General features: G+C 64.2%; 23 protein-coding genes. 12 read left to right on the forward strand and 11 right to left on the reverse strand.

Annotated features, from left to right (window positions below; genetic code table 11):
- Positions 1–109: 109 nt before the first annotated feature.
- The 3 genes from QX071_RS13165 to QX071_RS13175 all read right to left on the reverse strand — a co-directional run bounded on the left by QX071_RS13165 (position 110) and on the right by QX071_RS13175 (position 4,507).
- Positions 110–1,324 (reverse strand): MFS transporter, encoded by a 1,215-nt coding sequence (locus QX071_RS13165; RefSeq protein WP_315706937.1) that lies wholly within the window; start codon positions 1,322–1,324, stop codon positions 110–112.
- A 148-nt stretch (positions 1,325–1,472) separates the two neighbouring features.
- A complete protein-coding gene (locus QX071_RS13170) occupies positions 1,473–2,675 on the reverse strand; it encodes an ABC transporter substrate-binding protein (RefSeq protein ID WP_315706938.1) in 1,203 nt (400 codons plus the stop codon).
- Positions 2,676–2,878: 203 nt separating this feature from the next.
- On the reverse strand, positions 2,879–4,507 hold the full coding sequence (locus tag QX071_RS13175) for a fatty-acid--CoA ligase (protein WP_315706939.1): 1,629 nt from the start codon (positions 4,505–4,507) through the stop codon (positions 2,879–2,881).
- Between QX071_RS13175 and QX071_RS13180 the strand changes: the two genes are divergently transcribed.
- Entirely contained in the window at positions 4,454–5,995 is a 1,542-nt protein-coding gene (locus tag QX071_RS13180; protein ID WP_316201062.1) for an extensin family protein, read from the forward strand. The two genes, QX071_RS13175 and QX071_RS13180, sit on opposite strands and share 54 nt — an antisense overlap.
- Before the next feature lie 182 nt (positions 5,996–6,177).
- Here the strand turns inward: QX071_RS13180 and QX071_RS13185 are convergent, their stop codons facing one another.
- The gene (locus QX071_RS13185; RefSeq protein ID WP_315706941.1) at positions 6,178–6,858 is read right to left on the reverse strand and encodes a L,D-transpeptidase; all 681 of its coding nucleotides are present in this window, start codon (positions 6,856–6,858) and stop codon (positions 6,178–6,180) included.
- A gap of 353 nt (positions 6,859–7,211) precedes the next feature.
- Here QX071_RS13185 and QX071_RS13190 point away from each other — a divergent pair, with 353 nt between their 5' ends.
- From QX071_RS13190 to QX071_RS13200, 3 genes are all read left to right on the forward strand, one after another.
- Positions 7,212–8,189 (forward strand): magnesium transporter CorA family protein, encoded by a 978-nt coding sequence (locus QX071_RS13190; protein WP_315706942.1) that lies wholly within the window; start codon positions 7,212–7,214, stop codon positions 8,187–8,189.
- A gap of 364 nt (positions 8,190–8,553) precedes the next feature.
- Positions 8,554–8,790, forward strand: coding sequence for a hypothetical protein (locus QX071_RS13195; RefSeq protein WP_315706943.1), 237 nt, complete (start codon positions 8,554–8,556; stop codon positions 8,788–8,790).
- A 498-nt stretch (positions 8,791–9,288) separates the two neighbouring features.
- Positions 9,289–9,624 (forward strand): hypothetical protein, encoded by a 336-nt coding sequence (locus QX071_RS13200; RefSeq protein ID WP_315706944.1) that lies wholly within the window; start codon positions 9,289–9,291, stop codon positions 9,622–9,624.
- 139 nt (positions 9,625–9,763) lie between these two features.
- On the opposite strand, the gene QX071_RS13205 is transcribed toward QX071_RS13200, so the two are convergent.
- Together QX071_RS13205 and pdxH are read right to left on the reverse strand one after the other, a co-directional pair.
- Entirely contained in the window at positions 9,764–10,516 is a 753-nt protein-coding gene (locus tag QX071_RS13205) for an SDR family oxidoreductase (protein ID WP_315706945.1), read from the reverse strand.
- 163 nt (positions 10,517–10,679) lie between these two features.
- A complete protein-coding gene (pdxH, locus tag QX071_RS13210) occupies positions 10,680–11,330 on the reverse strand; it encodes a pyridoxamine 5'-phosphate oxidase (RefSeq protein ID WP_315706994.1) in 651 nt (216 codons plus the stop codon).
- Between the two features lie 164 nt (positions 11,331–11,494).
- On the opposite strand from pdxH, the gene QX071_RS13215 reads away from it, so the two are divergent.
- Together QX071_RS13215 and QX071_RS13220 are read left to right on the forward strand one after the other, a co-directional pair.
- Positions 11,495–11,857, forward strand: a complete 363-nt coding sequence (locus QX071_RS13215; RefSeq protein WP_315706946.1) for an RT0821/Lpp0805 family surface protein — start codon at positions 11,495–11,497, stop codon at positions 11,855–11,857.
- A 110-nt stretch (positions 11,858–11,967) separates the two neighbouring features.
- Positions 11,968–12,915 (forward strand): DnaJ C-terminal domain-containing protein, encoded by a 948-nt coding sequence (locus QX071_RS13220; RefSeq protein ID WP_315706947.1) that lies wholly within the window; start codon positions 11,968–11,970, stop codon positions 12,913–12,915.
- Positions 12,916–13,379: 464 nt separating this feature from the next.
- On the opposite strand, the gene QX071_RS13225 is transcribed toward QX071_RS13220, so the two are convergent.
- On the reverse strand, positions 13,380–14,150 hold the full coding sequence (locus tag QX071_RS13225; RefSeq protein WP_315706948.1) for an anti-sigma factor: 771 nt from the start codon (positions 14,148–14,150) through the stop codon (positions 13,380–13,382).
- Positions 14,151–14,253: 103 nt separating this feature from the next.
- Positions 14,254–14,742 (reverse strand): sigma-70 family RNA polymerase sigma factor, encoded by a 489-nt coding sequence (locus QX071_RS13230; protein WP_315706949.1) that lies wholly within the window; start codon positions 14,740–14,742, stop codon positions 14,254–14,256.
- Between the two features lie 198 nt (positions 14,743–14,940).
- Here QX071_RS13230 and fabI point away from each other — a divergent pair, with 198 nt between their 5' ends.
- The 4 genes from fabI (at position 14,941) to QX071_RS13250 (ending at position 18,807) form a co-directional block, all read left to right on the forward strand.
- Positions 14,941–15,759 carry an enoyl-ACP reductase FabI gene (gene fabI, locus QX071_RS13235; RefSeq protein WP_315706950.1) on the forward strand — a complete coding sequence of 273 codons (819 nt, stop codon included), beginning with the start codon at positions 14,941–14,943 and terminating at the stop codon, positions 15,757–15,759.
- 12 nt (positions 15,760–15,771) lie between these two features.
- Positions 15,772–16,371, forward strand: a complete 600-nt coding sequence (locus QX071_RS13240; RefSeq protein ID WP_315706951.1) for a histidine phosphatase family protein — start codon at positions 15,772–15,774, stop codon at positions 16,369–16,371.
- A 110-nt stretch (positions 16,372–16,481) separates the two neighbouring features.
- Positions 16,482–17,567 carry a chorismate synthase gene (gene aroC / locus QX071_RS13245; RefSeq protein ID WP_315706952.1) on the forward strand — a complete coding sequence of 362 codons (1,086 nt, stop codon included), beginning with the start codon at positions 16,482–16,484 and terminating at the stop codon, positions 17,565–17,567.
- A 58-nt stretch (positions 17,568–17,625) separates the two neighbouring features.
- Positions 17,626–18,807, forward strand: a complete 1,182-nt coding sequence (locus QX071_RS13250) for an adenylate/guanylate cyclase domain-containing protein (protein WP_315706953.1) — start codon at positions 17,626–17,628, stop codon at positions 18,805–18,807.
- A 3-nt stretch (positions 18,808–18,810) separates the two neighbouring features.
- Here the strand turns inward: QX071_RS13250 and clpS are convergent, their stop codons facing one another.
- Positions 18,811–19,128 (reverse strand): ATP-dependent Clp protease adapter ClpS, encoded by a 318-nt coding sequence (gene clpS / locus QX071_RS13255; RefSeq protein ID WP_315706954.1) that lies wholly within the window; start codon positions 19,126–19,128, stop codon positions 18,811–18,813.
- 214 nt (positions 19,129–19,342) lie between these two features.
- Between clpS and QX071_RS13260 the strand changes: the two genes are divergently transcribed.
- Positions 19,343–20,203, forward strand: a complete 861-nt coding sequence (locus QX071_RS13260) for a DUF1194 domain-containing protein (RefSeq protein WP_315706955.1) — start codon at positions 19,343–19,345, stop codon at positions 20,201–20,203.
- Between the two features lie 559 nt (positions 20,204–20,762).
- On the forward strand, positions 20,763–21,140 hold the full coding sequence (locus QX071_RS13265; RefSeq protein ID WP_315706956.1) for a septal ring lytic transglycosylase RlpA family protein: 378 nt from the start codon (positions 20,763–20,765) through the stop codon (positions 21,138–21,140).
- Between the two features lie 27 nt (positions 21,141–21,167).
- On the opposite strand, the gene QX071_RS13270 is transcribed toward QX071_RS13265, so the two are convergent.
- Together QX071_RS13270 and QX071_RS13275 are read right to left on the reverse strand one after the other, a co-directional pair.
- Entirely contained in the window at positions 21,168–22,406 is a 1,239-nt protein-coding gene (locus QX071_RS13270) for a class I SAM-dependent RNA methyltransferase (protein WP_315706957.1), read from the reverse strand.
- A complete protein-coding gene (locus QX071_RS13275) occupies positions 22,399–23,136 on the reverse strand; it encodes a TlyA family RNA methyltransferase (RefSeq protein ID WP_315706958.1) in 738 nt (245 codons plus the stop codon). Before QX071_RS13275 ends, QX071_RS13270 begins: the two co-directional genes overlap by 8 nt.
- Positions 23,137–23,427: the final 291 nt, after the last annotated feature.

The following is a 23,427-nucleotide window of genomic DNA, read 5'->3' on the forward strand; positions in this document are numbered from 1 at the left end:
TCGTGACGAAGGCGCTTCGACTGGTGTGAGACCACGTGGATCGGGTAAATTCAAGGGGGCATCAATCCGGCAGGAACTCCTGGCGGGCTGCGGTTGATCCGTACCGCGCTCAGGCGTGCCGGCCGATGCCGGGTTTCAGCGCGGTGAGCATGATCACGATCGTTGCCGCCGAGAATGCCGCACCTGCGGCAAACGTCGCCTGTGGACCGAAGGCGTGCCAGAGCCATCCCGCCAGCAGGCTTGCAACCAGCAGCGCGCCGCCCGTGACCAGATTGAAGATCCCGAAGGCGGTGCCCCGCAGATCGAGCGGCGCAGTGTCGGCGACCAGCGCCGAGAGCAAGCCTTGTGTCAATCCGAGATAGAGGCCCCAAAGTGCGACGCCTGCGGCAGTGCCGGTCAGGCCGGGCGCGAACGCCAATGTGAGGTCCGCCCCGGTGAGTACGACCAGTCCGCAGATCAGCAGGTTGCTCCGCCCGATTCGGTCGGAGAGCACGCCGACCGGCATCGCGACCGCGGCGTAGATCAGGTTCATCAGCACATAGACGAGCGGGATCATCGCGAGGGGCAGGCCGTCGGCCTGCGCCTTCAGCACCAGGAATGCCTCGCTGAAGCGGGCCAGCGCGAATACGGCGCCGGTGGCGACCACGATCCAGTAGAGGTGCGACAGCCGTCGCAGCTCCTCGCGGCGGATCGGCGACCGGCGATGCGGCTGTTCGACGCTCATGCTGGGCTCCCGAACGCCGGCGACGATCAACAGCACCGCGAGTGCAGCCGGCACCGCCGACCACCAGAACACGGCGCGGAAGTCGTCGGTATAAAGCGCCATCAGGGCGACCGCGATCAGGGGACCGGCAACGGCACCGGTCGTATCCAGCGCCTGGCGTAGTCCATAGCTCGCTCCCCGGATCGTTGCGGGAGTGACGTCGGCGATCAGCGCGTCGCGGGGAGCCTCGCGGATGCCCTTGCCGATGCGGTCGACGATTCGTGCCGCCAGCACCTGCCAGGCCGTGCTGGCCAGCGGGAACACGGGTTTGGTCGCGGCGGCAAGTCCGTAGCCGAGCCCAACCAGCAGCTTGCGCTTGCCGATCCAGTCCGACAGCGCCCCCGAGAAGACTTTGGTGATGGCGGCGGTCGCCTCCGCGACGCCCTCGATCAGTCCGACGATGACCGTGCTGGCGCCCATCGTCGTGACCAGAAACGCCGGCAACAGCGCGTGGATCAGCTCGGAGGAGATGTCCATCAGCAACGACACCAGCCCGAGCATCAGCACAGTGGTGGGGACGTCGCGCCAGGTCGCGGGGGCAGGCTGCTTTGCGTTCGTCATCACGGCCTTCTATCGCAACGACAGCCCAGGACGTTGCGCCACGTCAACGCGGTGTTCCGCAAATCATTGCGGCCTCCGATCGCTCGTCGCGAAGGGAGGCCGCCATGACTCGATAGAATTGGCTCGACGGAATTGAGCGCGTATCAGCTCAGTGCTTGACCAGCGGGCAGGCACTGTCGGAAAGCTTGCCGAACGCTTCTTCGCCCGACATGGTCTGCACGATCTTGTAGTAGTCCCACGGATATTTGGATTCCTCCGGCTTCTTGACCTGCATGACGTACATATCGTGCTCCATTAGGCCATCGGCGCGGATCTTGCCGTTGTCCGTGAACATGTCGTCGATCTTGATCTTGCGCAGCTGGTCCATCACCTTGTCGGAATCGGTGGTGCCGGCGGCCTTGACGGCGTTGAGATAGGTCAGGGTGGCCGAGTAATAGGCCGCCTGGTTCATGGTGGGCTCGCGCTTGGTCTTCTCGTAATAGCGCTTGGCGAATGCCCGGGTCTTGTCGTTGAGGTCCCAATACCAGCCGGTGGTGAGATAGAGACCCTGTGCGGTCTTCAGTCCCAGGCTGTGGATGTCGCTGATGAAGGCGAGCAGTGCGGCCGGTTTCATGGTGCTCGCGATGCCGAATTCGTCGGCCGCCTTGATCGAATTGGTGAAGTCGTTGCCGGCATTGGCGAGGCCGAGCACCTGCGCGCCCGAGTTCTGCGCCTGCAGCAGATAGCTCGAGAAGTCCGAGGTCGACAGCGGCACGCGCACCTCGCCCACCACCTTGCCGCCGGCTGCCTCGACCACCTTCGAGGCAGCTTCCTTCAACTGATAGCCGAACGCATAGTCCGCGGTCAGGAAGAACCAGCTCTTGCCGCCCTGTTTCACCATGGTCTTGGCCGTGCCATTGGCCAGCGCAGTCGTGTCATAGGCGTAGTGGACGGTGTAGGGCGTGCAGTCCTTGCCGGTCAGCGAGGCGCCGGCCGCGCCGATCGCGATGAACGGAATCTTCTTCTCCTTGGCGACGTTGTTCATGGCGAGGCTGACGCCGGTATTGGAGCCGCCAAGGATCATGGTCACGCCATCGCGGTCGGCCCATTCGCGGAATTTCTGCGCGCCGATGTCGGGCTTGTTCTGATGGTCGGTCTCCATGAACTCGATCTTGTTGCCGAGCACGCTGCCGCCGAAATCTTCGATCGCCATCTTGGCGGCCTCGACTCCGCCGGGGCCGATGACGTCGGCATAGAGTCCCGACATGTCGTCGATGTCGCCGATGACGACCTTGTTGCCGGCGGCATGAGCCGCGGTTGCCGCGAGCGAGGCGCTCACGAGCCAGGGCAAGAGACGGACGAATTTGGTCATATTGGCGTTTCCTTCCCGATTTTTATCGTTGAATGGCCGGGAACTTAGAAAGCCCCGCCGGCCACTCCTATTCGTCTTTCGTCGTGCATCCGGACGATATGGAACCGACGCTGATACGGTTATACCGGTGAACGCGTCGGCGCATCTCGGAGGCACGGCCTCTTCCGGGAGAGGCCGTGCCTGATACTCAGCACGTCGGAACGCTACGCCGCCGCGTTCGGGAAGCGGTAGCTCTTGAACTGATCGCGCAGCGCCGTCTTCAGGATCTTGCCGGTCGCCGTATGCGGAATGCCGTCGACGAAGGCGACGTCATCCGGCATCCACCATTTGGCGATCTTGCCGTCCATATATTTCAGGATGTCCTCGCGCGTGGCCTGCTGGCCCTGCTTGAGCTGGATGATCAGGAGCGGCCGCTCGTCCCATTTCGGGTGCCACACGCCGATCACCGCGGCCTCGGCCACGGCGGGATGGCCGACCGCGAGGTTCTCCAATTCGATCGACGAGATCCATTCGCCGCCGGACTTGATCACGTCCTTGGAGCGGTCGGTGATGCGCATGTAGCCGTGTGGATCGACGGTGGCGACGTCGCCGGTGTCGAAGAAGCCCTCGTCGTCCAGGATATTGCTGTCGACGTGGTAATAGGCCTTGGCGACCGCGGGACCCGATACTTTGAGGCGGCCGAAGGTCTTGCCGTCCCAGGGCAGCTCCTGGCCCGCATCGTCGGTGATCTTCATTTCGACGCCGAACGGAGGAAAGCCCTGCGTCTGCAGCACGTCGAGCCTGGCATCGCCCTCGGCGGCGAGGAACGGCGGCTTCAGCGTGGCGAGCGTGCCGATCGGGCTCATCTCGGTCATGCCCCAGGCATGGCGCACCCCGATGCCCATGCCGAGGAAGGTCTCGATCATCGAGCGCGGCATGGCCGAGCCGCCGCACACCACCATCTTCAGATGCGGCAGCTTCAAATTGTTCGCCTGCATGTGCTGCAGCAGCATCAGCCACACGGTCGGCACGCCCGCGGTGTAGGTCACCTTCTCGGTGTCGAGCAGCTCATAGACCGAGGCGCCGTCTAGCTTCGGGCCTGGCATTACCAGCTTGGTGCCCATCGAGGGCGCCGAGAAGGCGATGCCCCAGCTGTTGGCATGGAACAAGGGAACCACCGGCAGCATTGTATCTGCAGCCGAGGTGCCGAGCGAATCTCTCGAATTGGCCATCAAGGCATGCAGCACGTTGGAACGATGCGAATACAACACGCCCTTGGGATCGCCGGTGGTGCCGGATGTGTAGCACATCGCGGCCGCGGTGTTCTCGTCGAAGGTTTTCCAGGCGAAGTCGCCATCGCCTTGCGCGATCCAGTCTTCATAGGCGACCGCGTTCTTCAGCGAGGTCTGCGGCATGTGTGCCGCGTCCGTCAGTACGACGTAACGCTCCACGCTCGTAAGCTTGTCGCCGATCTTTTCCAGGATCGGTACGAAGGTCAGATCGGTCATCACGATGCGGTCCTGCGCATGGTTGATGATCCAGGCGATCTGCTCCGGGAACAGGCGCGGATTGACGGTGTGGCAGATCGCGCCGATGCCCATGATGCCGTACCAGGCTTCGAGATGGCGCGCGGTGTTCCAGGCGATGGTGGCGACGCGGTCGCCGAGCTTGATGCCGTCGCGCGTCAGCATCTGTGAGACCTTGAGGGACCGGTCGTGGATTTGTCGGTAAGTCGTGCGAACGATGGGGCCTTCGACCGACCGCGTCACCACCTCCTGCGTGCCGTGAATCGTGGCGGCGTGCTCGATGATCCGGTGACAGAGCAGGGGCCAGTCTTGCATCAAACCAAGCATAAGGTCGTTCCTCCAGGCGGTATTCGCTTGTTGCAGCGAGATATTTTGAAAGGTTCCCCGGAGTTTAGCGCGCGCTGGGCGCAGCGCAAATGGGCTTGTGGACGCAGCAATGCCGCAGGCTCGTCCATGGTTATCGCAGTGGCGTTCGCGTCTCTGATCGGGCTCGCGGCGCTGCCTCCCGCCGCCGCCAAATCCCGTCATGCGGACAAAGCGCGCCATGTCACGCCGCCGGTTCATCTGGCCAAGGTGCCGCTGCCGCAGCCGCGTCCGGCCGATGCCCCGCAACGGGATCAGGCCAAAGCTACCCCGGCGTCTGAGCCCGCCAGATCCGGATCAGCCAAGGCTGAACCGGCCAACGAGGAGGCGAAGGCGTCCGTTCCCCCGCCACCTTCGGCCTGTCGGGTTGCCCTGACCGAGGACATCGCGATTGCGCCGTCGGTTCCGGCGATCCACGGGCCTGGCGAGTGCGGCGGCGACGATCTGGTGCGGCTGGAGGCGATCGTGCTGCCGGACAAGAAACGCGTCGCGCTGACGCCGGCCGCGACGATGCGCTGCACGATGGCGACCGAGCTCGCAAACTGGGTCCGCAACGATGTGGCGCCGGAAGTGGCGAAGCTTGGCAGCGAGGTCTCCGCGCTCGACAATTTCGACGCCTATCAATGCCGCGGCCGCAACGGCAAATCCGGCGCGCCGCTCTCCGAGCACGGCCGTGCCAATGCCATCGACGTCCATGGGTTCAAGCTGGCCGACGGCCGCATGATCGAGCTCACCGATCGCACCGAGCCGCGCGAACTGCGCGAGAGCCTGCTGCATTCGGCCTGCACGCGCTTCACCACGGTCCTCGGTCCGGACTCCGATTGGTATCACGAGAACCACATCCACCTAGATCTGATGCAGCGGCACAACGACTATCGGATCTGCCAATGGGATGTGCTCGATCCCATGCCCAAGGTCGCACCGCTGCTGCCGGAAGAACGGCCGCAAGAGGCGCCGCCGCGCGCGGTTGCAGACGCCGGGCAGGGCGGTAACGGCGCCAAGGCTAGGTCCGGCGCCAGCGTGGGAGAGGCCGTCGGAGAGGCCAAGACTGCAAGCGGGAAGACCAGCCCGGACAAACCCCGCGACCAACAGACGGCCGGTAACGGAGTTCAACGACAACAAGCCTCTCCCGAAGCCAACGCCGACAAGTCGGCGGCGCCGAAGCTGACCTCGCCCGCACGCGGTGCCGAGCAGACGACCGGCAGCACGGGCGGGAGCGAGAAATCGATGAACAAGCCTTCGGTTGATTCGGAGCCGCGCAGTGAGGCCATTGCCGATATGGGCCGCCAGGCCAAGCCGCCGGCGCCCGATAAAGCGTCAGCCGAAAAGGTCTCGACGAACAAGGTTGCCATCGAGAAGACAGGGCGCAGAAAACTGGCTGCCGACCGGGCCGTACCGAGCAAACACCGCCGCCGGGCGCGTATCTGGAATCCGTTCGCGTCGTTCTTTTGATGTCACCCGCGGAAGGCGGTCGCCCGCTTTGCAGCAACCGGCTGCAAACCGGGTTCGCCCCGATGCTCCACACGTAGCCGGAGGCTGAAAAACAAAAAGCGCCGGAACGACCGGCGCTTTCGCAAGGATGGTGTACGCGTTTCTGTGCTTTGATTGGAAGCTTGTTTCTGCCGTCAGGCCGCTTACTGCATCGCGACCGTGTTGCCGCCGCCCTGCAGAGCCATTTGCGAGTTGAACGGCGAGTCGCCCTTGTGCGGCTCCAGCACCACCACGATGGTGCCGACCTTGACGCGGTTGTAAAGGTCGATCGCGTCCTCGTTGGTGAGGCGGATGCAGCCCGAGGAGATCGAGGCGCCGATATATTCCGGCTGGTTGGTGCCGTGGATGCGGAACAGCGTGTCCTTGCCGTTGGAATAAAGATACATAGCGCGCGAGCCCATCGGATTGTCCGGTCCGGGCGGCACAAAGGTCGGCACGCCGAGCCGCTCGATCTCGCCCTTGGTGGGATGCCAAGCCGGCCACTCGGTCATGGCGCCGACCTTGGCGATGCCCGACCAAGCCATGGCCTCTTCGCCGACGGTGATGCCGTAGCGGATCGCCTTGCCGTTATCGAGTACGTAATAGAGGTAATGATTGTCCGAATCGACGACGATCGAGCCCGGCGCTTCCTTGCGGTGATATTCCACGATGGCGCGCCGGAACGGCTCGGCGACCGGTGTGTTGGTGTAGCGGATCTTGGACAAGAGTTCCTTGTCCTTCGGCTTGAAGGCCTGTGCGTTGGTCGCCTCGTAGGTGGTGGCCTGCATGCAACCCGACAGCATCAGGCCCACGGCCAGAAGTCCGAATTTCACCTTCAGCGACATGGTAAATTTCCAGTTAAAGTTTGGGTTGCGCAAGCCCAGGTCGACGCAGCCCCAACGCGACGATTCCGTTGCTCATCATTATCGACAAATCGCATCACAATTCCAGCGCTGGCATGCCGATCGGACGTTGCAGCGCCGCTGTTGTTGCCTTTTTGCCGCAACATTTTCAGGGATGGCGGTGCCAGCTGTGCCGTCCTGGGCACGACCGTTCACAGTCTGAACGATTTTGCTCCAAACCGACCGCAATCACGTTGCGAAAAAGCCGATGGACCGGTCGGCAAGGCTGCGTCACAAGGCAGCAGCTCGAATCACGTTAGAAGCCCTTCAAAGGCCTTGTTTTTCTGGAGACCCGGATGTTCTCGGTGTTTGTTCCTGGCGAATCCGCGCTGAAGAAGGCGGCGATTGGGGATCTCGCGGCGCTGCCGGAGAACGCGGTCTGGATCGATCTGGTCAACCCGACCGGGGCCGAGGACAGGGCGGTGGAAAAGCTCGCGGGGATCGCGGTGCCGACCCGCGAGGACATGCAGGAGATCGAAATCTCCAGCCGGCTCTATATCGAGAGCGGCGCGCGCTACATGACCGCCACGTTGATGTGTCATTCGGACAGCGACATGCCGCGGACCACGGCCGTGACCTTCATCCTGTCGGCCCATCGCCTGGTCACGGTCCGTTACGATCAGCCCAAGCCGTTCGCGGTGGTGGAGGCCAAGCTTGCCCGCGGCTGCCCGTCGACGATCACGGGTGAAATGATCATGATGGAGCTGCTCGACGCGGTGATCGACCGCTGCGCCGATATCCTTGAGCGGATCGGAGCCGATATCGACCAAGTCTCGCACGACATCTTCGAGCCGCATGCCGAGCGGCACGGCCATGCCAAGCAATATTCGCAGATCCTCATCGCCATCGGCCGCAAGGGCGACCTGACTTCGAAGGTGCGCGAGAGCCTGGTCTCGATCGGCCGCCTCGTCACCTTCCTGTCCGCCGCGGTCGAGGGCGTCAAATGGTCGAAGGACATGCGCGAGCAACTCAAGACCATGCAGCGCGACGTCGCCTCGCTGACCGACCATGCATCCTATCTCGCCAGCAAGATCACATTCGTGCTCGACGCCATGCTCGGCGTCGTCAATCTCGAGCAGAACAACATCATCAAGTTGTTCTCGGTGATGGCGGTGGTGTTGATGCCGCCGACCTTGATTGCATCGATCTACGGCATGAACTTCAAGGTGATGCCGGAACTCGATTGGGTGCACGGCTATCCGATGGCGCTGATCATGATGTTGATCGCGGCGGTCGTCCCGTACTACATCTTCAAATTGAAGAAATGGCTATGAGCCCGGCAGAAATTGCCGCGAAGAGTTGGCATCAAAGCTAAGCGCCAAATTGATTGGTGCCCAATGCGCCTTATTCACGCCGGTTTTTCGCAACTAGGATTCACGATCGCTTCACACAGGTCGCATGAGCCCATGCAAATTCGCCTGCGCAGGCATGCCTGCAATCGCTGATCCAAATGCATGCAGCTGCAAAGCCGCCTCAATTCCTCAGGTAAAATTTGAGCGGTACGCTGAACCTTTGAAAGAAACTTCTCTGCGATAAGCCATGCATGAGCACGGCCGTGATGACGCATGCGCGTCTCCTCTGGAGCCCCGCTCACGAGCACGAAGGCGCGGTCACCGCGCCTTAGCCAAGAGGCAGGCAATGATTGAGAAACGCGTAACGGCATCGAACAACGTGGTCGAGCTTGCGGCCTATCAGCGTGGCCGTACCGGCGCGTTTGCCAGCTACGCGTTGTCGCCCCGATCATGCCGCTTTTGCGGCGCCGAACTGGAAGATGGCGAGCGCGAGGAGGAATGCTCCTCCGCGCTCAACGTCGAGACCGCACGCCTGCGCTGGCGCGCCGCCCAGATTTTGCGCGGCTTGGTGTGCGAGGGGTAGATTCTCCCACGCACTTATCGGCACTTCAAATTCAAGGCCGTACGCGATCAACAAGTTTACTGCTGCATCGCTGACGCCGAACTCGCAAACCCGACCTGCGGCCATATGACGCGAAGTTCGGGACCACGGCTGTAACGGTCCAGTATGACAGCCAAGGTATGACGGCCCAAATGTGACCGTCCAAATCAGTCACGTTGCCGTCGCCGAACCGTCTGTGCGGTCGCCGCTACCCCTTCCGTGACCAGGCCATTGTCGGCGAACGGCGCCAGCCGTGCCTCCACGTCGTCCAGCATCGCGGCGACCTCATGTGGCAAAGCGTCCCATCGCGGATGTTCATCCGCCGTTCAATCCGCTGGAGGATAGGATACGACGGAGCATGGAGCGAGTCGTCGCCGATCAGGCTTCGGCGCCACGTCCCCAGCCCAAATCGGGAATAGAGGAACTATTATCCGCGACCGCGGTTTTGGTCGCGGGGCGAATACCACATCGGAGAAGACTTTGGACAAGAAGATCGCCGGACTTTTGGGTGCCGCGGCTGCACTCGGCACATTTGCGTCATCCCAGGCTGCACCGCTGCAGGTCCCGGCCGACGCGCTGCGCGCAAACTCCTATGCCGAACTGCTGGAGCCGATCCCGAATGCCGGCGCCATCCTCCAGGCGATGGACCGCGAACAGGGGGCTGTATCGGACGAAGCACAGGTGATGGAGGTGCAGTATGGCCGCTATTATCATCACCACCATCATCACTGGCGTCGCCCGGTGATCGTGGTGAGGCCGCCGCGCTACCGCCACCACCACCATCATCACCATCACCACCATTTCCGTCGGTACTGATACGGACGAGGTCGTGCAGCGGCGCCGGAGCATACGCTCCGGCGCCGTTCGTTTGCGCGCAGGTTTCGGTCTGGTTGGCCAGGCGAGGGTGCAAGCGGGCGAGGCGATCGCCCGTCTCCGGTTCGAGGGCGGTCAGCCCTCACACATGCTGTCCGCCATTGATGTGGATCTCGGCGCCGTTCACGTAGGAGCTCGTCTCGGTGCAGAGGACGTAAACGATCTTCGCCACCTCGTCGGGGGTGCCGAGCCGATGCATCGGGATCTGCTCGGCGACGATCTTCTCGGTGCCCGGCGACAGGATCGAGGTGTCGATCTCGCCCGGGGCGATCGAGTTGACGCGCACGCCGACACGGCCGAAATCGGATGCCATCTCGCGCGTCAGCGCGGCGAGTGCGGCCTTCGAGGTCGCGTAGGCGGCGCCGGCGAATGGGTGCACCCGCGAGCCGGCGATCGAGGTGACATTGACGACCGAGCCTTTGACCGCCTTCAACTCCTCGATCAGTCCGCGCGCCATCATGATCGGCGCGAAGAAGTTGACACGGAAAACGTGATTCCAGGTGTCGAGATCGGTGTCGACGGTGCCGAGCCGCGCGCCGCCGGGCCCCTTCGGCGAGATCGCGGCATTGTTGACCAGCGCATGCAACTCGCCGGTATCGAGCCGGTGTTTGATCTCGGCGATCGCGCGCAAGGTGTCGTCGGGATCGGCAAGGTCGACCTGGATGTGATCCTCGGGTCCTGCCCCCCATGGACATTCCTCCGGAAAGGGGTGCCGCGAGCAGGTGATGACCCGCCAGCCGGCCGAGGAGAATCGAATCACGGTGGCGTGGCCGATGCCGCGGCTTGCGCCCGTCAGGAGCATCGTGCGCCGCGGCTGGTTGGATGAGGGAGCCATGGTACTTTCTTTCGTCTTTCCGCGTCGTCATGCCCGGGCTTGAGCACGCCTGCGGGACCGCAGTCCCTTCGGCGTGGCGGAGGCGCAGTCATCTGCGCCTTGGTGTTCGTGTCTAAGACGTGGATGGCCGGGCTTGATGGTCGGTCCGGCCATGACGTTGCGGCTACGGATACATCCTTACCTTCGTCCATCCCTGGTCCGGCGCATCGCGGCGGAATTCGATCCGGTCGTGCAGGCGAAATGGACGGTCGTGCCAGAATTCCATCCGCAGCGGCGTGATGCGCCAGCCGCTCCAGCCGGGTGGGCGCGGCACGTCGCCGATGATGTATTGCGTGGCGACCTTGGCGATGGCCTGCTCGAACGCGAAGCGGCTCTCCAGCGGTTCCGACTGCTTGCTGGCCCATGCGCCGAGCTGCGCCTGCTTCGGGCGGGTGGCGAAATAGGCATCCGCTTCCTCGTCCGTCACCGGTACGACGGGGCCCCGGATCCGCACCTGCCGGCGCAGCGACTTCCAGTGAAACAGTAAAGCCGCCTTAGGGTTTGCGGCGAGTTCGCGGCCTTTCTGGCTGGCCTTGTGGCTGTAGAACACGAAGCCGGCTTCATCATAGCCCTTCATCAGGACCATGCGGACATCCGGCAGGCCGGTGTCGTCGACGGTGGCGAGCGCCATCGCGTTGGGATCGTTCGGCTCGCTTTTGGCGGCCTCGGCAAACCACCCGGCAAACAGCGCAAATGGCTCGCCCGCCTGCGTGAAATCGGCGGAGTGACCCGATGTTAAGGTTGTCTGGTGTTTGATGGTCGTGGGGTCGGTCATGGAGGGGAGTCCGAGTTTTGCGTTCACTCGCGGCCAAGAGCGCGCAGTGCCGGTCTGTTCCGGCCCTATATAGGGCATCGGTGCGGTTTGGCCTATCGACGATCGGCTCCGCCGGTACCGCGCTTACACTGATTCTGATCGGGCTCTCCGCCGGCGGCTGCGCCATGTCTCGCCCCGAGACCGCATTCGCCAGGATGGAGGAGGCTCCCGTCACGGGATCGATCAGCGCGCCGGCGGCGGTCGAGCCGACCGACGGCGATCTGGCGTTTGCCCGCAATGCCGCCTCGGACGTGCTGACCAAGGGGGACAAGGATTCCAGCCAGCCCTGGCATAATCCGCAGACCGGGGCCCGTGGCTCGGTGACGCCGATCGCCAAGGTCTACACCAGTGATGACGGCCGGACTTGCCGCGATTTCCTGGCAAGCTATGTCAACGGCAGGACGGAGCGCTGGCTGCAGGGGTCCGCCTGCCGGATCGAACGCGGCCGCTGGCGCATCCAGAGCCTGAAGCTCTGGCAGCAAAGTTAGCTCATCTACGGGAACCCGTTGCAAAAATACAACGGAAACCCCAGATGAAATGCAAAGCGGGCGGGGAGCCCATAGGTTAGTATCTGATTTTCTGTAAGGAGACGTGACGGATGCGCGACCCCTATGAGGTCTTGGGGGTGCCGCGGAGCGCCAGCGCTGCGGCCATCAAGAGCGCTTATCGTAAGCTCGCCAAGAAGCACCATCCCGACAGCAACAAGAACGATCCGAAGGCGTCGGCCAAATTTTCCGAGATCAATACCGCGAACGAGATCCTCGGGGATGAGGAGAAGCGCAAGCAGTTCGACCGGGGCGAGATCGATGCCGAAGGCAAGCCGCGCTTCCAGGGCTTTCCGGGCGGTGGAGCCGGGCGGGCCGGACCGGGCGGCTTCGAGAGCTACAGCTTCCGCGGCGGCGGTGGGCCTGGCGGCGGTGCGGGCGGCTTCGAGGACATTCTCAACAGCATGTTCGGCGGCGCCCCGCGCGGTGCGCGCGCCGGCGGCAGTCCGTTTGAGTTCGAACCCGGTGGCGTAGGCCTCGACCTTGACCTCAACGTCGCGATGACCGTGACGCTGGAGGAAGCGGTCAATGGCGGCGAGAAGCGGGTGCGGCTGCCCTCGGGGCGCGAACTGAACGTCAAGATTCCGGCCGGTGTTGCCGCCGGCCAGCAGATCCGGCTCAAGGGGCAGGGCGAGACAGTGCCGGGCCATAAGCCGGGCGACCTTCTGATCTCGATCCAGATCGCGCCGCATCCGTATTTCAAGGTCGAAGGCAGCGACATCCGGCTCGATCTGCCGATCACGCTGTACGAAGCGGTGCTCGGGGCCAAGGTGCGGGTGCCGACGCTGGGCAGCGCGGTCGAATTGTCGATCCCGAAGAATACGTCGAGCGGACGGACCTTCCGCCTCAAGGGCAAGGGCCTGCCGAAGAGCGGCGGAAGCGGCGACCTGTTCGTCACGACCCGCATCATGCTCCCCGACGGCAACGATGCGGATCTCGAGGCCCTGATGACCAAGTGGCGCGATCGCCACCCCTACAACCCGCGTAGCAATCTTTCGTAACACTGGTCGCGGTGCCTGGATGCAGACGCCGCGGCCGCGACGTCTTCGTCAATCAAATGAGATCACCTGCGGGTGCCGCTTTGCTGCGGCGTTCCGCGCGCGTGCCAGCGCACGCGGAACGGTGACAAGGCGATATTGCGAGGGGCAAAAAAAGTGCGGCCTCGAGAGGGGGACCAGCGCGGTGCAAAACCCCAATCGAGGCCGCTGACGCGTCGATCGGCGGATCGAACGCTCCTCATTTTTTCGTGAGTATTCGGTACGATATTGAGACGCGTCGGTGGCCTCATTCCAGATTTTCGATGACCGAATTTGGACGCGACCTTCGCGTGTCATCCTGCTGTCTTAGTACGCCGATCCCTCCACTTCAGCGATCGCAAGTACGATGCGGGGCAACTGCTTCTCGGAAGCGTCGGAATCGCGAATCGCGATCTCGCTTATCGCGTGTGGATGATAGCTCATGCGCGCTATCCGCCACTGCGTTCGGCTTGATCGTAAACCGCGCGTGCAACCTCTGTTAGACGTCCACGATCATTGCCGCCGATTACGACATAGCCGACGCCGCGGTCAGCCCAGGACAGTGCGCCGTTAGTGCCCTCGCGGGTGTAGCGCATCTGTGTCGCGTCGGTTGTCGTCCTGGTTGCATAGATGGTGAAACGTTCGCCGGAGGCGCTTTCATACATCAGGAACGACGCAGGTCCGGATGGCCCCGGCAGCAGCCGTCCGCCGACCAGTTTCAACCCGCTGGATTCGAGCTCCGGCGCATGCACCGTCCGCCCGCAGCGGCGGGTCAGCCATTGCTGCAGATGCGCCTTCTCGTCGCCGGGTACTTCGACCGGATGGCGGACCTCGACCACATACAGCCGGTGCGCTTCGAGTGCATCGCCGGTGAACGCCTGGAACGCGGAGGGCGACGCCGTGACGTCATGCGCGATCCAGCCGGTCGCGCCACCCATGGCAAAAGCGGCAAAGCTTGCGGCGATTGCACCATACAGCCATTTGCGTGGCGGCCGCTGCAGTCGCTCCAGTTCGAGCCGCGGCGGCACCGGCTCGTTGGCCACCGCATCGTAGCGCGCATGCAGCGCATCCGCGACGGCGCGCCACGACTGCACCCGCTCGGCGTCCTCCGGATGTGTCGCGAGCCAGGCTTCGACGTCGCCACGGCGTTCCGTCGGCAGCTCGCCATCGACATAGGCATGCAGCTCGTCTTCCGTGATGGGAATCTTCGGATCGGTCATTGTCGTCGTCTCACTTCAGTCGAAGGCGTGGCGATCTTGCAGCCCGAGGCGATCGGCTCCAGGCTGGCCACAGCGATGGCGTCGGCAGTCAGCAGCGCGGCCGTCATTTGATCCTCCGCAGCGCCGGGCGTTCGCCGTCCAGCACCGCGCGCACATGGCCCCGGGCGCGGGCCAGCCGCGACATCACTGTGCCGATCGGAACCCCCTGGATTTCGGCGACCTCGCGATAGCTCAGTCCCTCCAACACCACGAGCACGAGCGCGGCGCGCTGTTCCTCGACCAGGGTCGACAGCGCGCGTTCGATGTCGCGGCCTTCCGCCTCGGTGCCGCTGGCGTCCGGATTATCGTCTTGCAAGGGCAGGAAATATGGCCGCCGCGCCAGCGAGCGGCGCCGGTTCTTGTTGAGGTTGGTCAGGATGGTGTAGAGCCAGCTTCTGATGTCGCCGCCGAGAAACAGCCGTTCGGCGCGCAGCGCGCGCACCAGCGTATCCTGCACCAGGTCGTCGGCGGCATCTGCGTCGCGGGCCAGCGCGCGGGCGTAACGGCGCAGCGCCGGTATCATCGCTTCCACACTCTGGCGAAACGGGCTCATCGCAAAGATCTCTCGGCTGTCGTTCCTGCGGCACAGCCTTCGATCGTGCCGCGCCCCAGCCAGCATAACCCCGGCATGACGGGCCTATTCCGACCGGCAGATCGGGGCAGGACTATGCCGCCGAGCCTTCGAAAGGGGCTATACCGGGCCAAACCGGTGGTGTACGTCCACTGCTTAACCAATTCGATGAGAAGCCGGATGCCGCAAAATTCAGGTCTGATGCAGGGCAAGCGCGGGGTTGTTCTCGGCGTCGCCAATAACCGCTCGATCGCCTGGGGAATCGCCAAAGCGGCGCGCGCGGCGGGCGCGGAGATCGCGCTGACCTACCAGGGGGACGCCTTGAAGAAGCGGGTCGAGCCCTTGGCGCAGGAGCTCGGCGCTCTCATGCTCGGCCATTGCGACGTTACCGATGCCGCCACGATCGATGCGGTGTTCGACGTGGTGAAGGAGAAATGGGGCAAGATCGATTTCGTCGTGCACGCGATCGCCTTCTCCGACAAGGACCAGCTCGACGGCCGCTACATCGAGACCACGGCCGACAATTTCTCCAAGACCATGCTGATCAGCTGCTACTCGCTGACGGCGATCGCCCAGCGCGCCGAGAAGCTGATGACCGACGGCGGCTCGATCATCACGCTGACCTATTACGGCGCCGAGAAGTGGATGCCGCATTACAACGTGATGGGCGTCGCCAAGGCGGCGCTGGAGGCGAGCGTGCGCTATCTTGCCGTGGATCTCGGCGAGAAGAACATACGCGTCAACGCCATCTCGGCCGGCCCGATCAAGACGCTGGCCTTCGCGGGCATCGCGGATTCCCGCTACCTGCTGAAGTGGAACGAGGTCAACGCGCCGCTCCGTCGCAACGTGACGATCGAGGAGGTGGGTGACAGCGCGCTCTATTTCCTCTCGGATCTCGCCCGCGGCGTCACCGGCGAGGTGCATTATGTCGATGCCGGCTACAACGTGCTGGGCATGAAGCGTCCGGACGCGCCGGACATGTCGCTCGCAAAGGACTGACGTCAAGCCGCAATGCCTGCGCCGACGATCTACTACATCCGCCACGGCGAGACGGAATGGAATGCTCTGGGCCGGCTGCAGGGCACGCAGGACATTCCGTTGAACGATCTTGGCCGGGTGCAGGCGGTTCAGGCCGGCAACATCCTCAGCGAGCTCGCCGGGCGGAATGGCCACGAACTCGCGAGGCTGCCCTTCGTGGCGAGCCCGCTGGGCCGGGCCAGGGCGACCATGGAGCTGGTGCGCCGGACGCTGCAGCTTCCCCCGGAAGACTATGCGCTCGATCCGCGGCTGCGCGAGATCGGCTACGGCAAATGGGAAGGCTTCACGCTGCCGGAGATGGAGGCTGCGGATCCCGTCTTCTACGCCCAGCGGCTGACCGAGAAATGGACCCTGGCGCCCGAGGGCGGCGAGACCTATGCTGATGTCGAGCAGCGGGTGCGGCAATGGTACGATACGCTTGACGCCGATACCGTCGCGGTTGCGCACGGCGGCACGGCGCGGGCGCTGATGGTGGCGCTCGGCTTCGCGACGCCGCAGCGCGCGGTCGATCTGCCGATCCAGCAGGGCGCGGTCTATGTGTTCGGCCCGGACGGGTTCGAGAAGTTTAGTTAGTTCATGTCATTCCGGGGCGATGCGCAGCATCGAACCCGGAATCTCGAGGTTCCCGGTCTGGTCCTTCGGACCATCCCGGAACGACGGTTTGCTGATTGGTAGATCCGCTCATGTCCTTCAACACCTTCGGCCACATGTTCCGCGTCACCACCTTCGGCGAGAGCCATGGGGTGGCGATCGGCTGCGTCGTCGACGGCTGTCCGCCGCGCATTCCGCTGACCGCTGAGGAGATCCAGCACGATCTCGATCGCCGCCGTCCGGGCCAGTCGCGTTTCACGACCCAGCGCCAGGAGCCGGACCAGGTGAAGATCCTGTCCGGCGTGATGGTTCATCCCGAAACCGGTGTGCAGGTGACCACCGGCACGCCGATTGCGCTGCTGATCGAGAACACCGACCAGCGCTCGAAGGACTATTCCGAGATCAAGGACAAGTTTCGACCGGGCCACGCCGACTTCACCTACGAAGCCAAATACGGCCTGCGCGATTATCGGGGCGGCGGCCGCTCCTCGGCGCGCGAGACGGCGACGCGCGTCGCGGCCGGTGCGATCGCCCGCAAGATCCTGCCCGATGTGAAGGTGCGCGGCGCGCTGGTGCAGATGGGCCCGCACAAGATCGACCGTACCAAATGGGATTGGGACGAGGTCGCGCGCAATCCGTTCTTCTGCCCCGACAAGGACAAGGCGGCATTCTTCGAAGATTATCTCGACGGCATCAGGAAGAGCGGCTCCTCGATCGGCGCAGTTCTGGAAATCGTTGCCGAAGGCGTGCCGGCCGGCCTGGGCGCGCCACTCTACGGCAAGCTCGATGCCGACCTCGCGGCGGCGATGATGAGCATCAATGCCGTCAAGGGCGTCGAGATCGGCGCCGGCTTTGCCGCGGCCGAACTCACGGGCGAGGAGAATGCCGACGAGATGCGCTCCGGCAATGACGGCACGCGCTTTCTGTCCAACCATGCCGGCGGCGTCCTCGGCGGCATCGCCACGGGGCAGCCGATCGTGGTGCGCTTTGCGGTGAAGCCGACCTCGTCGATCCTCAACCCCCGCCGCACCGTCGATCGCCAGGGCAACGAGACCGAGATCCTGACCAAGGGCCGGCACGACCCCTGCGTCGGCATCCGCGCGGTGCCGGTGGGCGAAGCGATGATGGCCTGCGTGCTCGCCGACCATCTGCTGCGTCATCGTGGCCAGGTCGGATAGCTGCTCGCGCAGCGACGGCCGTTTGCCGGCAGCTTGTCGCTCGCTTAATGTTCGGCGCATGGACGTATCCAAACTACAGGACATCAAGGACTGGCTGATCGATGGCGCGCACACTTCCGTGACGCCCGAGCAGATGATGTCTGCCTTCTGCGAACGCATGGTGGCTCTGGGCGTGCCGCTATGGCGGACCGGCATCTTCGTCCGCACCCTGCACCCAGAGATTCTCGGCCGCAATCTGATCTGGCGCCCGGGTGCGGAGGTCCAAGTCGGCAGCGTCGACTTCAGCTTCCTGGAATCGCCGATGTTCAGGACGAGCCCGCTCTCGGCGGTGTTCGAGCGCAGCGGCGAATTCAGGATGGATCCGACCTCTCCCGATGCGGAGCGATTTCCTCTTCTGCTGGACCTGCGCGCCGAAGGCGGGACCGACTATATCGCCCTGCCTCTGGCGTTCCACGATGGCTCGGTGAACGCGTCGAGCTGGACCACCAGATGCCCGGGCGGTTTCACCGATGTGCACATGCAGGCGATCCGCGCGGTACTTCCGGCGCTCGCGCGCAACATCGAGATTGTGACACTGCAGCGGACCGCCGCGATGCTGCTCGACACCTATGTCGGTAACCGCGCCGGCGAGCGCATTCTCGGCGGCCAGATCCGTCGTGGCCACGCCGATACGATGCATGCGGCGATCTGGCTGTCGGACCTGCGTGGCTTCACGTCGCTGTCCGACCGGCTGCCGGCCGAGACCGTCGTCGAGATCCTCAATCATTATTTCGATTGCCAGGTCGCCGCGATCGGAGAGCAGGGCGGCGAGGTGCTGAAGTTCATGGGCGATGGTCTGCTCGCGGTGTTTCCGATCGCCGAGCGGGACGGCGATCCTGCGGAGGTCTGCGCTCGCGTGCTTGCCGCCGCGCGTGCCTCGCGCGCAAGCGTCGCCGCGCTCGAATACTCAGTCGGAGATACGATCGAGCGCTTCCGCTTCGGCGTGGCGCTGCACGTCGGCAAATTGCTCTACGGCAATATCGGCGGCGGCAACCGTCTCGATTTTACTTGCATCGGTCCGGCGGTGAACCTCGCTGCACGCCTGGAAAAGCTCACCTCGCGGCTGAAGCGCACCATCGTGGCCTCGGAGACGTTCGCCGGGGTGTCCGGTGAAGACTGGATCGAGCTCGGCGCATTTCCGATCGCCGGCTTCTCGACCGAGCAAAAAGTGTTCGGATTGCGCGAGGAGGCCGCAGCTTAGCTGTTATTCCTCCGGCTCGGTGGTGAACAGCAGCGGATAGCCTTTCGCGCGGCCGGCATCGGTGGCGCGCGTCGCCTTGGTCTCGGCGACGTCTTTGGTGAAGACGGCGACCACGCAGACGCCGCGCCGATGCGCCGTGATCATCACCTTGTAGGCCTCGTCCTCGGTCATGCGGAATTCCGCCTTCAGCACCGAGACGACGAACTCACGGGGCGTGAAGTCGTCATTGACCAGGATCACCTTGTAGAGACGCGGGCGCTCGACCTTGGTCCGAACCCTGGTCCTGACCTTCGTCTCCGGCTTGGTGACAGCGTCATTCATTCCAGCGGCACCCATCCTGGTGAAAGGACCGGTCGACCATACAGTTTCCGACTCGGCCGGGGAACTACGGGGTTGGCAGGACAGCCCGGCATGCCTGCTTTATTGCCGGCATCCGGTATGACAGAGCTAACTCGAATGTGAATGGGGCCGCTCGTTCCCACCTTGCCGTCGGCGGATTGCATGTCACCATCCCTCCATACGATTGGAGGGCGGCATGCGCTGGTGGATTTCGATCGGAACCCTGTGCGTCATGGGCGTGCTGGACTGGGGGGACGTCGTACAGGTCAGCGCGGCCCCCAGGGCGCAGCCGACCCAGCAACCGCAGCAACTGAATGAGAAAGAAGCGGGCAGCGTCGACGTTGAACTCATTCTTGCGGTCGATGTCTCCTATTCGATGGACCTCGATGAGCTCGCGATCCAGCGCGAAGGCTACGCCCAGGCGATCGCCTCGAAGGAATTCCTGCAGGCGCTGAAGAACGGTCCGAACGGACGCATTGCCATCACCTATTTCGAATGGGCGGCCTCCGGCGACCAGAAGATCATCATTCCCTGGCGCTTGATCGAGGGGCCGGAGAGCGCGGATGCCGTATCAGCGGAGATCATGAAGACGCCGATCCGCCGCGCCTCGCGCACGTCGATCTCGGGGGCGATCAATTTCGCGATGCCGCTGTTCGATGAAGATCCCTATCGGGGATTGCGGCGGGTCATCGACATTTCCGGCGACGGGCCCAACAACAGCGGCGGGCCGGTCACGATCGCGCGCGATGAAGCTGTTTCCAAAGGCATCGTGATCAACGGCTTGCCCGTCATGGTGAAGGAGCCGTCCTTCTCGACGATGGATATCGAGAATCTCGATCTGTACTACAAGGACTGTGTCACCGGCGGCACGGGCTCCTTCGTGATACCGATCAAGAGCCGGGAAGAATTCAAAGAGGCGATCCGCACCAAGCTGTTGATGGAAGTCGCCGGTCGTATACCCGAGCGCCACATCGTGCCGGTCGCCGACGAGCCGAGGGAGCCACGGGTGTCCTGCACCATCGGCGAGAAGATCTGGCAGGACAGGTGGGGGCGGTAGGGGGTCCCCGGCGGAGCTCATGTCAAGGCCGCTTCTGCCACGAACTCGCGGGTGAGCGCCGCGGCCATCGCGCGATCCGGACGTGCGGAAGCTGCGCGCGAGCGCTGGCTCAGCCTTTGGCCCGGAACATGTCACATCAAAGACACACCCAAGGCTAAAAACCGTAGGTTGTGCGGCGGTTCTGTTCTCGTGCCACGATGCTGCCCTGATCTGTTGGCGACCTTGGCCTCGCTGGGGCGGAGGCGCATAGAACATGCGTACTATCGACCGTGACGACAGGAACTTTGGGGTCAACTGTGGCCCAGTGCATGATCTGGAAGGGCGCGATGCGGCTTTCCGAAAGAGATCATGTTCAGTCGACCATCTCGAGCGCGATAGCGGTTCGACCCGATCCGATCGCGCTCCAGCCGGCCGGGCGCCGGATCTCGCTCGCGGCCAGGTCGGCCGCAAGCTGACGCAGGCGGCAGCCGTCGGTCTGCTTGCAGTCTCCCTTGCAGCGTGCGCGCAATCATCGGTCGTCAGCAGGCAGGCGGGGCTTGCTGCTCCCCCCAGGCAGGCCATGCTCGAGCCGCCGCACCGGGAGGTTCGCCACGTTGCCCGGGCTTCGATCGTGCGCCTCCGCGAGCCGGAGAAGCGCACCGTCGTCGCCGCGCCCGGCGGCTTACGCGGCGTTGCGAGCTTCTATACGGAGGAACAGCAGACCGCGAGCGGCGAGAGATTCGATCCGCATGAGCTGACGGCGGCGCATCCCAGCCTGCCGTTCGGCACGCGCCTGCAGGTCACCAACGTCACCACCGGAAAGTCGGTGGTCGTGCGCGTCAATGATCGCGGCCCGTTCGTGAAGGGACGGGTGGTCGACGTGTCCTACTCGGCGGCCGAAGCGCTCGGCATGACCCATTCCGGCGTCGCCAATGTGAAGCTCGACGTGGTGCGGTGAAGCGCCTGGGGCGAGGAGCCCGCGCGCTCAACGCACCAGTCGCGCCACCAGCTCGACGTGCGGCGTATGGCGGAACTGGTCGACCGGCATGACGGTCTCGAGCTTGTAGCCGCCGTCGATCAATAGCCTGATGTCGCGCGCGAAGGTCGTGACGTTGCAGGACACGGCGACCACCGCCGGCACCTTGCTCGCCGCAAGCTGCTTCGCCTGCGCCTGCGCGCCCTGGCGCGGCGGATCGAACACGACGGCATCGAAATCACGCAGCTCCTGCGGCATCAGGGGGCGGCGGAACAGGTCCCGTGTCTCGGCTTTGATCGGCTTCAAGCCGGGCGTATTCGCCGACGCTTTCTGCAGCGACATCACCGCAGCGGCATCGCTGTCGAGTGCGGTGACCCGCGCGGTCGACGCCAGCCGCAGCGCGAACGGTCCGACGCCGCAAAACAGGTCAGCGACGTGTTTGGCGCGGCCGATCCGCTCGCCCACCAGCTTCGCCAGGGTCTCTTCGCCGGCCACGGTCGCCTGCAGGAACGAGCCCGGCGGCAGCGTCACCTGCGCCGCGCCGATGCTGATGACCGGTGCATTGCGCATCAGCACCAGTTCGCCATGACGCGTCAGCCGCGCCAGCCGGTGCTGCTCGGCGACGACAGACAGCGCCGTGATCCGCGGCGACGGCAGTGGACCGGAGCCGCGGATGTCGACGTCGAGGCCGTTATTGGTGGCGGTGGCCTGGATGTCGAGCGGCTTGCCGGTCGGCTTGAGCGCTTCGCTCAAGGCCCATGCGGCTTCCAACGCGCCATCGAGGCCAGGATCAAGGATGGGGCAGCGATCGATCGGGATGATGTCGTGGCTGTTGGCGGCCGAGAAGCCGACCCTCAGCACCTCGTGCGTGCCCATCCGCGCATGGAAGGTGGCGCGGCGGCGGCCGGCGCCGTGCGCGTCGACCAAAGCTCCGACGTCGCAATCGACCTTGGCGGCCCTCAACGTCTCGACCACGAGATTGCGCTTCCAAGCCTGATACGCATCCACCTGCCAATGCTGGATGGCGCAGCCGCCACAGACGCCGAAATGTGGGCAGAAGGGGGTGATCCGCTCGGGGCTCGGGGTCTCCACGGCGAGCAGCTTGCGCCGGTCGGGATGGCCGGGGATATCGGCGGCTTCGACCGTTTCGCCTCCCAACGTATAGGGCACGTAAAGCGCTTCACCGTCGGTGAGCGAGACGCCATCGCCGCGATGGCCGACATGATCGATCAGGAGCCGCTCAACCATGGCGCCGCGCTCCAAGGAAGAATTCGGCATTGCCGTCGCCGCCGGTGATCGGCGAGGGAAACACCTCGATCCCGGTGCAGCCGAGCGAGGCGGCGAAGGCGGCGATATCGTCGCAGACCTCTTGGTGTACGGCCGGATCGCGGATGATGCCGCCCTTGCCATGGGCGCCCTTGGCCTCGAATTGCGGCTTGATCAGCGCGAGCAGGCTCATCGGCGAGGCTGCAAGCGACAGTGCGACCGGCAAGACCAGCTTCAGCGAGATGAAGCTGACGTCGATGACGACCACGTCGGGCCGCTGCGGCAGCCGCCTGCCTTCGAAGGAGCGGATGTCGGTCGTCTCCATCGAGAGGATCCGCGGATGCTCCCGCAACGACGGATGCAGCTGATCGCGGCCGACGTCGATGGCGAACACCAGCGCCGCGCCGTTTGCGAGCAGCACCTCGGTGAAGCCGCCGGTCGAGGCGCCGACGTCGAGGCAGACGTGATCCTCGATTTCAATCGGGTAACGCTCCAGCGCGCCGGCGAGCTTCACGCCGCCACGCGAGACGTAAGGATGCGCCGGCTCGGCCTGCAGATCAGCATCGAGCGGAATGGTTTCGGAGGCCTTCGCGACCTGCTTGGCGTTGGCGAAGACGAGGCCGGCCTCGATCGCGGCCTGCGCCCGTGCGCGGCTCTCGAACAGGCCGCGTTCGACCAAGAGGAGATCAGCGCGTTTGCGAGGAGGGGGCATGAGGTGATCGGTCGGCTTTTATGAGTTGTGAAGCTCGCGCACCAAATTCGCTGTCGTCCCGGGCAAGCACCGACGCGCATCGCGCGTCGATGCGCCGACCCGGGACCCATAACCACAGGACGCAGTTGACGGGAAGGGATCTAACCACTCGTCTGCCACAAACAACGTCCTGTGGTTATGGGTCCCTGCGTTCGCAGGGGACGACAGCAGGAATCGTGGAGAGCATGATGCCCTACAGTGAAATGCGTTGGTGGGCAAAGGCGCGCGGCTTCCGGCGTTCCCTAGGTCGTA

The organism is Bradyrhizobium sp. SZCCHNS1022, assembly GCF_032484835.1.
Taxonomy (GTDB): Bacteria; Pseudomonadota; Alphaproteobacteria; order Rhizobiales; family Xanthobacteraceae; genus Bradyrhizobium.

What these genes read in the sequence shown, in the direction of transcription:
- QX071_RS13220 (WP_315706947.1), top strand. Translation starts at nt 11,968, where the DNA reads ATGCGCGACCCCTATGAGGTCTTGGGGGTGCCGCGGAGCGCCAGCGCT.
- QX071_RS13205 (WP_315706945.1), bottom strand. Translation starts at nt 10,516, where the DNA reads ATGGCTCCCTCATCCAACCAGCCGCGGCGCACGATGCTCCTGACGGGC.
- QX071_RS13215 (WP_315706946.1), top strand. Translation starts at nt 11,495, where the DNA reads ATGTCTCGCCCCGAGACCGCATTCGCCAGGATGGAGGAGGCTCCCGTC.
- clpS (WP_315706954.1), bottom strand. Translation starts at nt 19,128, where the DNA reads ATGAATGACGCTGTCACCAAGCCGGAGACGAAGGTCAGGACCAGGGTT.
- QX071_RS13275 (WP_315706958.1), bottom strand. Translation starts at nt 23,136, where the DNA reads ATGCCCCCTCCTCGCAAACGCGCTGATCTCCTCTTGGTCGAACGCGGC.
- fabI (WP_315706950.1), top strand. Translation starts at nt 14,941, where the DNA reads ATGCCGCAAAATTCAGGTCTGATGCAGGGCAAGCGCGGGGTTGTTCTC.
- QX071_RS13175 (WP_315706939.1), bottom strand. Translation starts at nt 4,507, where the DNA reads ATGCTTGGTTTGATGCAAGACTGGCCCCTGCTCTGTCACCGGATCATC.
- QX071_RS13260 (WP_315706955.1), top strand. Translation starts at nt 19,343, where the DNA reads ATGCGCTGGTGGATTTCGATCGGAACCCTGTGCGTCATGGGCGTGCTG.
- pdxH (WP_315706994.1), bottom strand. Translation starts at nt 11,330, where the DNA reads ATGACCGACCCCACGACCATCAAACACCAGACAACCTTAACATCGGGT.
- QX071_RS13225 (WP_315706948.1), bottom strand. Translation starts at nt 14,150, where the DNA reads ATGACCGATCCGAAGATTCCCATCACGGAAGACGAGCTGCATGCCTAT.
- QX071_RS13270 (WP_315706957.1), bottom strand. Translation starts at nt 22,406, where the DNA reads ATGGTTGAGCGGCTCCTGATCGATCATGTCGGCCATCGCGGCGATGGC.
- QX071_RS13170 (WP_315706938.1), bottom strand. Translation starts at nt 2,675, where the DNA reads ATGACCAAATTCGTCCGTCTCTTGCCCTGGCTCGTGAGCGCCTCGCTC.
- QX071_RS13185 (WP_315706941.1), bottom strand. Translation starts at nt 6,858, where the DNA reads ATGTCGCTGAAGGTGAAATTCGGACTTCTGGCCGTGGGCCTGATGCTG.
- QX071_RS13190 (WP_315706942.1), top strand. Translation starts at nt 7,212, where the DNA reads ATGTTCTCGGTGTTTGTTCCTGGCGAATCCGCGCTGAAGAAGGCGGCG.
- QX071_RS13240 (WP_315706951.1), top strand. Translation starts at nt 15,772, where the DNA reads ATGCCTGCGCCGACGATCTACTACATCCGCCACGGCGAGACGGAATGG.
- aroC (WP_315706952.1), top strand. Translation starts at nt 16,482, where the DNA reads ATGTCCTTCAACACCTTCGGCCACATGTTCCGCGTCACCACCTTCGGC.
- QX071_RS13195 (WP_315706943.1), top strand. Translation starts at nt 8,554, where the DNA reads ATGATTGAGAAACGCGTAACGGCATCGAACAACGTGGTCGAGCTTGCG.
- QX071_RS13165 (WP_315706937.1), bottom strand. Translation starts at nt 1,324, where the DNA reads ATGACGAACGCAAAGCAGCCTGCCCCCGCGACCTGGCGCGACGTCCCC.
- QX071_RS13230 (WP_315706949.1), bottom strand. Translation starts at nt 14,742, where the DNA reads ATGAGCCCGTTTCGCCAGAGTGTGGAAGCGATGATACCGGCGCTGCGC.
- QX071_RS13250 (WP_315706953.1), top strand. Translation starts at nt 17,626, where the DNA reads ATGGACGTATCCAAACTACAGGACATCAAGGACTGGCTGATCGATGGC.
- QX071_RS13265 (WP_315706956.1), top strand. Translation starts at nt 20,763, where the DNA reads ATGCTCGAGCCGCCGCACCGGGAGGTTCGCCACGTTGCCCGGGCTTCG.